Genomic DNA, 6,282 nt, shown 5'->3' with positions numbered 1-6,282 from the left:
TTTAAAAGCTGGTATTAAGTTTATTATATTCTCAGGTGGTGAGCCACTTATTAGAAAAGATATTTTTCAAATATCTCAAGCTATGAGAGATGCAGGTATTGTTACATATCTTTCTACAAATGGTTTATATGTAAACGATAAAAATGTTGATGACATCATAAAAACATTTAATTATATAGGTATAAGCATAGATGGAATAGAAGATGTACATGATAAGTTTCGTGGATTAAAAGGTGCCTATCAAAAAAGTTTAGCTGCTATTGCCCTTATACAAAAACATGGAGGCAATGCTGGCATTCGTTTTACTATTACCAATGAAACAAAAGAGAGTTTTTACTCCATCTTTGAATTAGCCGAAAAAATTGGTGTAGATAAAATCTATATATCTCATTTGGTATATTCAGGTAGGGGATTAGATAATCTTAAAATTGATATATCTAAAGAAGAAAGGCGCAAATTTGTTGAATTTATTATAGATAAAGCTTTTGAATATATTCGTGATGGCAAAGATATAGATGTAGTTACTGGGAATATGGAAATGGACGCTCTTATATTTTTAGAAAAATTTTCTGAAAAATATCCTGAACTTAGAGATGAGATGATTAAAAGACTCAAAAGTTGGGGTGGAAACAGCGCAGGAAGAAAACTTGGAAATATTGACTGGATGGGAAGAGTAAAACCTGATCCATTCTTTCCATTTTATATTGGCAATATGACTGAGCGTCCTTTTAGTGATATTTGGTTAGATAAAGAAAATGATATACTTACAAAGTTACGCAAGTTTCCTAGAGATATAAGTGGAATTTGCTCTGAATGTGATGTCATAGATATATGTAATGGAGGCTCTCGTAGTCGTGCCTATGCTATTTATGATGATTTATGGGCGCAAGATCCATCTTGTTATCTAACAGATAAAGAAAGAAAAGGAATTTAATGACCAGAGTTTACCTGACAGGCGCTGGACCTGGGGATATTGAACTTCTTACACTTAAGGCACATCGCGTTATCAAGCAAGCAGATGTAATCATTTATGATAGACTTGCAAACCCTGAAATTTTAGAAATGGCAAAAGATGGTTGTGAGTTTGTTTATGTTGGTAAAGAAGATGGCAGACATACCTTGCCACAAGATGAAATAAATGAAGTTATCTATCAAAATGCGCTTAAACATAAGGTAGTCGTTCGCTTAAAAGGTGGTGATCCATTTGTTTTTGGACGCGGTGGAGAAGAGGGAGCATATCTTCAGGAGCGTGGTATTAGCTTTGAAATCATTCCAGGGATAACTTCTGCCATAAGTGTACCTGCTTATGCAGGTATTCCTGTTACTCATCGTGGAGTTGCAGTAAGCTTTCGCGTTGTGACAGGACATGAGTCTCCAAACAAAGAGGTGTCTCAAATACCTTGGGAAAATTTTAAGACAGATGATACCATTATCTTTTTAATGGGCTTACACAATCTTTCAAAAATTGCAACAAAACTCATAGAGATTGGAAAACCCAAAGATTATCCTTGTGCAGTTATTTCAAAAGGTTCTACTAAAGAACAAATTGTCGTTACTGGAACCCTTGAAGATATAGTGAAAAAAGCGAAAGGTGTTCCTACTCCAGCACTTATCATTGTTGGCAAAGTTGTTAAGTTACGCGATCAACTTAAATGGTTTGAACAACAATAATCTTTTTTTAAAAGTTATATCAATCTTCCTACGCATAATAAAGTAATGTAGATACTGTCAAAGCAAAAAGAAAAGTAACTCCAACCATAACTGTTCTTTTTTTTGACTCATCTATACCATATTTTTTTTCTAAATATTCACTAACAACTATCCCCGGATAAATTGAAAACAGGAACATTGGGAAAGTCATGACTAAAATGATGATTAAATCGTGCATATACATATAAATCCAATAAATTTAAAGTTTTTTTATAATTATTATTATATCATATTCATTACTTCTTTATAAGAAGAAATTACACTATATAAAAAAGGAATACAAAATGCGAAACAAATTTTTACAGGTAACACTGCTACTACTTTCTTCTCTAATGATTATAGGATGTAGTACAACAACTAATCCTAATGCTGATTATGTTCAACTTTCTCATAAGATGCCACTCTCTAAAGTACATCAATTAATAGTAAAAGCGGGTGAGGAAGATGGATGGATAATGACTGAATTTACAGACCATGCTGTTTTAGCTGAAAAAATAAAAAATCAATCTTCAAAGGCAGTAACAGTTCATTTTACAGAAGATTCTTTCCATCTCTCTCCAGATAATAGTGATTTAGAGAATGCTATAGAAGATAAACTAAACGGTGTAAAATAAAGGATAATTTTGGATTTTTTCAAATACATACATGCAGTTGGAACGGGTGTCAAAGGTAATCGAGATTTAAGTTTTGAAGAGAGTAAAGATATGATGACTCAAATTTTAGACCAAAGCGTTCCAAATGAACAGATAGCAGCATTTCTACTTGGCTGGAGATTAAAACCTGAAACAATAGAGGAGTTTCGTGGTGCATTAGCTGCATGTGATGCAAACATCCAAAGAAGTGAGGTCAAAAACTCTATTGAACTTGGCTACCCTTTTGATGGAAAAGCAAAAAATCCCTATATATTTCCACTTGTTGCAAAAGTGTTAGAGAGTCATGGGCTAAATCTCGTTGTCGTAGGCGATGAAAAACAACCGGCAAAAGATGGTATCACCATCAAAGAAATTATAACTCAAATTGACCTTACTCCAAATGTACACTATTTTGATAGGAAAAATTTCTTCTCTAAACTACATCAGTTAACAGATATACGAAATAAACTTGGTCTACGCACAAGCTTTAGCACTATTGAAAAACTTTCTGGTGTTGCACAGAGTGATTTTGCTATCACCGGTATATTTCATAAACCTTTTGTTAAAAAATACAGTGAAATTTTAAAAGGAAGATATAAAAAGATTGCACTTATTCAAGGCAATGAAGGCACACCTGAGTTGTTCAGTAAAGGACGACTATGGATGGTTGATGGCAATGAGACAAAAGAGTATATCATTGACCCTGAATATTTTGGTATCCATTATAAAAGATCATGGGAGCAGATAACACTTGAAGACTCCATAGCACAACTGCAAAACCCATCAGATGAGTACCTCAGATTGGCATGTCTTAATGCCGCAGTATATCTTTTTATAGCACAGAAATATAACAGTATTGAGGAAGCTTTTGAAGCTTTAGACTAATGAGAATAAAGACATTGAGCAATATATTTAATGTCAAACTTAACAGCAGATGCATTGCATTTTAGTAACTCGTTTTTATCAAGAATAAAAAGCGCTGGATATTGTGTTGTATACAACATTTCTATAGGGTAACTCTCTTTTTGTCCTCGCCTTACTATAACAAAAACGGCATGCTTACTGATAGCCAAAGATATTTCTTTATTATGAATTATTTTTGCAAGTTCTACATTGCACTGTAGACAATTTTTTTTCGTCAAAAAAACGACTAAAGATTTTCCTGTTTTTAGAGCCTTTGTATGTGCTTTTTCATAAGAACCTTCTATCATAAAAGCATCAGCATAGAAAATTAAAAGAGTACTAATAACTATACTTTTAATCAAACTGCTTCTCTAATTCTTTGATTGTGATAACAGGAGGATCGGTCAATTGAGGATATGCCGCCTTGACTATATTGGTTACCCATTGCGGATAAATTCTAAAGTTGAGTTTTATATCTACATGTAATGGGTACTCTAAATTTTCAGGGAGTATAAATCTTTCTACAACTCTTTTGCCTGCAGGTATTCTTGTATCTTTTAATAATTTTTCATACCGCCAAAAAAACAAACCTACAGGCTTCCCGTTTTTATCGCCAAAAATCTTGTTATAAATGATAGAATTTTTTTCTATATCGCCCTTTTTATCAAGTTTTCCAGTGCTAAATACAATTTTACCATTGCTGTCTGTTACTGTTATATCAAGCCACAACTCTCGAAAATCTGCCGCTCCTGTCGGAAGTTTATGCCCTGCTCCGACATTTTTCACACCAACAAGCAACACACCTTTATCAATTTTTGAATCTAGCTTCGCAGAAGTTTTAAGAAGCTGTATAGACTGTGATTCATTCTCTTTGTTTTTAAGACCAGCAAGGAAATAGTTCCCTCCTGCAAAATAGTGTACTTTTATATCTTTCTTATATTTTCCTCCAAGTGTTGAAGAACCTTGAAGCGGAGAAAATTTTCCTTTTTCCAAATGTGTCATATGGCAGTCTATGCAATCTTTATGTTCCTTGGGATTTTTGGGATTATTAAAAGGTGATTTTTTCCATTGCTCATAAGTTCCAACAACTTCTCTGCCCGAATGCGGCAAAAATTCATTGTGACAAGATGCACAATACTCACTTTTTTTATACAAAGGTTTCATATATTCCGCTTTATGCATCTTTGGTTTAGCATTAATCAGCTTATGACTTATCCACACTTTCATATCTGTAGTAGAGGCTTCATAAAGATATTTTTTTCTTTTTGTCAAATTAAGCGTATAAGAACTGTTTCCTACTGGTTTTGCATCCATTATGCGATGACATGTAATGCATGAAACACCCTGTTCTAATCTATTTGGATGTGCTTTATACTCATTTATAAGATTTTTTGACCCCTTGACAAAAAGTGGTTCAGGCATCACATTGTCTTTCATAAAATGTGTCGTTCGCTCTTGATGCATACTCACGGCACTTGGATTATGACAGCCCATGCACCACTCCCTAAATTTTTCACCTTTGTCCATCCCTGCTAAATTTTCCAATACCATATAATATGGATTTGAATCAGCAAGATGTCTGTGATTAGAATCTGCCCACTGCTTAAATATTTTAGGATGACACTCTTTACATGTAGCAGAATTTGTCCAATCAATACTATGATGGTATTTTGCACCATCAGTAAAAACAATATTTGTCAGTTTTGTCGATTTTGAATAGGAATAACTTGGTGAAAAAAGTAGTATAACAGAAGCAAAAGTAGCAAATCTTCTTGAAAAAAAGAACTTTTTTTGATGCACTACCAAAGCAAGTATTAAAACAAAAGAGATATAAAGATGTATATAATAAAAGAGTGTTCCATATACATCGCCACCACGGTTGCCGATTATAAACAGATATGTTCCGCTTAGAAGCAATAAAAAGAGCACAAAACCGAGCATTAAGCCACTCATACTCTTATATTTCATAATTATCATACTCTCTTTAATATGCTTATATAAAAAAGGCAGTACAAAAAGAATCGTGACTGTTATGGAACCGAATATATGTAAAAATTCTATTACTCGAAAATAAGACCAAGCTATAGAGAAATAATCCATCAGTAATATGCCACTGACGAACATAAAGAGGATATCAAGATTTATATACAATATTTTCATTTGAGCTCCTTATATTCGACGATTTCACCATCAAGTGAGTGTAAAAATGCCACGATTTCATCTATTTGTGTCTCGGTCAATTCCATACTCAACTGATATTTCCCCATAATATGAACAGCTTCGCGTAAATCAAAGACAGATCCATTATGAAAATAAGGAGATGTTTTTGTCACATTACGCAAAATTGGCACTCGAAAAAGTTGTTGATTATTTTTGCCTAGAAATCCACCTTTATTTTCAAAGGGAAAGCGTTGATATTGCTTAAAATTGAAATCAAATGCAGCAGTCTCTCGACCTATATATTCTCTACTAAAAATTCCTGTAACATCTATGATGTGATTATAATTTCGTGTCGGAAATTTTTGAATTGTTTGTCCACCAACGGTTATACCTGTGTGGCATCCTTTACAGCCCAGCTGTATAAAATCACTAAAACCTTTTTTTGCTTCTTCACTCATAGCGGAGTTATCTCCTTCTAAAAATCTATCATAAGCACTTCTTGTCAAGAGTGTTTTTTGGTATACATCTAATGCTTTTGCAACATTCTCAAAAGTCACACCATCTTTGAAAATTCTTTTAAACTCCTGCGTATAAGCAGCACTGTTTTTCAATCTTTTTTCCGCTTCCAGTGATGAGAGATTCATAGTGTATTTTCCATGTATCATAGGTACTATAACATCTAATGAAGTTGTAACAGTACCATCCCACATTCTATATTTTGCCAATGCTGAATTTAAAATAGTAGGTGTGTTGAGATGATTGGGATTTGTTTGTTCACCTACTCCTATCGCCGTTGATAATCGATCACTCCCACTCTCATCTTTTATGTGACATACCATACAATCTGTTTTGCTTCCAGGATGACTTATATCTTCTA

7 protein-coding genes are annotated in these 6,282 nt (G+C 33.6%); 4 read left to right on the top strand and 3 right to left on the bottom strand.

Annotated features, from left to right (window positions below):
- The 4 genes from MVY38_RS10840 to MVY38_RS10825 form a co-directional block, all read left to right on the top strand.
- Positions 1-934, top strand: a 934-nt coding sequence (locus MVY38_RS10840; RefSeq protein WP_297486175.1) for a radical SAM protein, incomplete at its 5' end; no start/stop codon positions are given.
- On the top strand, positions 934-1,671 hold the full coding sequence (gene cobA, locus MVY38_RS10835) for a uroporphyrinogen-III C-methyltransferase (protein WP_297486172.1): 738 nt from the start codon (positions 934-936) through the stop codon (positions 1,669-1,671). The genes MVY38_RS10840 and cobA, both read left to right, overlap by 1 nt.
- Before the next feature lie 323 nt (positions 1,672-1,994).
- Positions 1,995-2,324 (top strand): hypothetical protein, encoded by a 330-nt coding sequence (locus tag MVY38_RS10830; protein WP_297486162.1) that lies wholly within the window; start codon positions 1,995-1,997, stop codon positions 2,322-2,324.
- A gap of 9 nt (positions 2,325-2,333) precedes the next feature.
- Positions 2,334-3,227 carry a glycosyl transferase gene (locus MVY38_RS10825; protein WP_297486156.1) on the top strand — a complete coding sequence of 298 codons (894 nt, stop codon included), beginning with the start codon at positions 2,334-2,336 and terminating at the stop codon, positions 3,225-3,227.
- Here the strand turns inward: MVY38_RS10825 and MVY38_RS10820 are convergent.
- The 3 genes from MVY38_RS10820 to MVY38_RS10810 all read right to left on the bottom strand — a co-directional run.
- Positions 3,224-3,607: a thioredoxin family protein gene (locus MVY38_RS10820; protein ID WP_297486151.1), complete on the bottom strand. Its 384-nt coding sequence runs from the start codon at positions 3,605-3,607 to the stop codon at positions 3,224-3,226. The genes MVY38_RS10825 and MVY38_RS10820 overlap by 4 nt on opposite strands.
- Positions 3,600-5,405: a multiheme c-type cytochrome gene (locus MVY38_RS10815; RefSeq protein WP_297486142.1), complete on the bottom strand. Its 1,806-nt coding sequence runs from the start codon at positions 5,403-5,405 to the stop codon at positions 3,600-3,602. The genes MVY38_RS10820 and MVY38_RS10815 overlap by 8 nt, the downstream gene beginning before the upstream one ends.
- A partial coding sequence (locus tag MVY38_RS10810; protein ID WP_297486136.1) for a cytochrome c peroxidase occupies positions 5,402-6,282 on the bottom strand: 881 nt, incomplete at its 5' end. The genes MVY38_RS10810 and MVY38_RS10815, both read right to left, overlap by 4 nt.

Origin of the sequence: Sulfurimonas sp. (assembly GCF_027056685.1) — a bacterium.
Classification (GTDB): domain Bacteria; phylum Campylobacterota; class Campylobacteria; order Campylobacterales; family Sulfurimonadaceae; genus Sulfurimonas.
The sequence above is the reverse complement of the archived record's forward strand: the minus strand, read 5'-3'. Positions and strand labels throughout refer to the sequence as shown.